Genomic DNA, 2,561 nt, shown 5'->3' on the forward strand with positions numbered 1-2,561 from the left:
GGGGCTTTCGCATGAAACGTTACAGACCAGTCGCGTTTGAGGCTGGAGCACCGGAATCCCATTCGAGGATCCGCGCGAGATAGCAATCGTTGACGCATTCGTTTCGCGCGCCGTGCCGACATTCACGGCGCGTTCCTCAACTCCGGTTACCGCCTGATCTGCCGATCTGTAGTCCGAACTGCGCCGTTATCTATTGCCCGCCGTCTCCGACAGCCGTTTCATCGTCGCGATGCGCGCGCCGATCAGGTCGACGCGGCCGTCCTCGCCGACGAGCGGCGCCGTCGCATCGCGGAACCCGACCCACGCGCGCTGCGCGCGTACAAGCGTCGCGGCCGAATGCGCGGGCATCTTGCGGCGCAGCTTCTGGTAATAGCGGTTCAGGTCGAACAGCGCGTGCTCGCACGCGGCGTCCTGTTCGCACGGGCGCACGCGGCGCACGGCCGGATCGCGCGGCGCGTTCGCCGGCTTGCCGTTCGGCCGGGCGCCGCCCTGGGCCGCGCTCGTGCCCCCCTGCGCGCCGCTCGTGGCCGCCACCGGCACGGCGGCGGGCGCCGGGGCATAACGATCGGCCGCGCCGCGCAGCGCCAGCGCGCGATCGCGCACCGGCTGCAGTTGCAGGTCGGCACTCGACATCGCGTACGAGGTGCCGCGCGTGGTGTCGTACACGGCCTTCAGCAGATGCACTTCATCCTTGCGCCACGTGAGCCAGCGGCGCTGGCTGTCCTGCCAGCCGCGCTTCGCGTCGGCCGGCGCATCCTTCAACAGGCGCTGGTATGCGCCGTCCATCACGGCCTGCCACTGCTGCTGCGCTTCGCCCATGCACTGGATCTGGCCGGCCGGCGAAGACCGGTCGCGCCGCGCGAGGCATTGCCGCATCGCGACGTCGATCGGGTCGGCCGCCGCGACTTCCGCGTGCGCGACACCCATGCCCGCCAGCCCCGACACGCCTGCCGCCCAGACGACGAGCGCGGCCACCGCCGCACGCATCGCCTGGATTCGTCCATGCGTCGCCATCAGTCGCGCACGCAGTCGACGAAGTACTCGACGCGGCCGTTCACCTCTTCCGCGACGAGGCCGTGGATGTCGGTGTGGAAACCCGGGAAACGTTCGTTGAAGTCGCGCGCGAACCGCAGGTAGTTCACGATCGTCTTGTTGAAGCGCTCGCCCGGAATCAGCAGCGGAATGCCCGGCGGGTACGGCGTGAGCAGGATGCTCGTCACGCGGCCTTCGAGCTCGTCGAGCGGCACGCGGTCGATCTTGCGGTGCGCAAGCTTCGCGAACGCGTCCGACGGCTTCATCGCCGGCTCCATGTCCGACAGGTACATCTCGGTCGTCAGGCGGGCGATGTCGTTCGCGCGGTACACGTCGTGGATCTGCGTGCACAGGTCGCGCAGGCCGACACGCTCGTAGCGCGGATGCTGCGCGACGAATTCCGGCAGCACGCGCCACAGCGGCTGGTTGTTGTCGTAGTCGTCCTTGAACTGCTGCAGCTCGGTCACCATCGAGTTCCAGCGGCCCTTCGTGATGCCGATCGTGAACATGATGAAGAACGAGTACAGGCCGGTCTTCTCGACGATGATCCCGTGCTCGGCCAGGTACTTCGTGACGATCGCGGCGGGGATGCCCGTCTCGCCGAACTCGCCGTCGACGTCGAGCCCCGGCGTGATGATCGTCGCCTTGATCGGGTCGAGCATGTTGAAGCCTTCCGCCAGCGGGCCGAAGCCGTGCCAGTGATCGTTCGGCTTCAGCATCCAGTCGTCGCGCGAGCCGATGCCTTCTGCCGACAGTTCGTCCGGGCCCCACACGCTGAAGAACCAGTCGTCGCCGTATTCGGCATCGACCTTGCGCATCGCGCGGCGGAAATCGATCGCCTCGGCGATCGATTCCTCGACGAGCGCGGTGCCGCCCGGCGGCTCCATCATCGCCGCCGCGACGTCGCACGACGCGATGATCGCGTACTGCGGGCTCGTCGACGTGTGCATCAGGTACGCCTCGTTGAAGCGGTGCTTGTCGAACGTGCGGTTCTCCGAATCCTGCACGACGATCTGCGACGCCTGCGAGATGCCCGCGAGCAGCTTGTGCGTCGAGTGCGTCGCGAACACGAGCGCGCCGGTGCGCGGACGGCCGTCGCCGATCGCGTGCATGTCGCGGTAGAAATCGTGGAACGTCGCGTGCGGCAGCCACGCTTCGTCGAAGTGCAGCGTGTCGAGCAGGTCGCCCAGCAGGTCCTTGATCATCTCGACGTTGTAGACGACGCCGTCGTACGTGCTCTGCGTGATCGTCAGGATGCGCGGCTTCATGTCCGGGTTCTGGCGCATCGCCTCGCGCGCGAACGGGTTCGCCTCGATCTTCTTGCGGATGTTCTCCGGCTTGAACTCGTCGCGCGGGATCGGCCCGATGATGCCGAAGTGGTTGCGCGTCGGCGTCAGGAACACCGGAATCGCGCCCGTCATCGTGATCGCGTGCAGGATCGACTTGTGGCAGTTGCGGTCGACCAGCACGATGTCGCCGGGCGCGACCGTCGCGTGCCAGACGATCTTGTTCGACGTCGACGTGCCGTT

Annotated in this window: 2 protein-coding genes; both read right to left on the reverse strand. The window is 67.3% G+C overall.

Annotation, left to right across the window (positions count from 1 at the left end; all coding sequences use genetic code 11):
* Positions 1-186: 186 nt before the first annotated feature.
* The gene (locus VK92_RS38645) at positions 187-1,014 is read right to left on the reverse strand and encodes a lysozyme inhibitor LprI family protein (protein ID WP_048022564.1); all 828 of its coding nucleotides are present in this window, start codon (positions 1,012-1,014) and stop codon (positions 187-189) included.
* The coding region (locus tag VK92_RS38650; protein WP_048468262.1) for an aminotransferase class I/II-fold pyridoxal phosphate-dependent enzyme at positions 1,014-2,561 on the reverse strand (1,548 nt) is incomplete at its 5' end. The genes VK92_RS38650 and VK92_RS38645, both read right to left, overlap by 1 nt.

Source organism: Burkholderia sp. LK4 (assembly GCF_001043615.1).
GTDB lineage: Bacteria > Pseudomonadota > Gammaproteobacteria > Burkholderiales > Burkholderiaceae > Burkholderia > Burkholderia cepacia.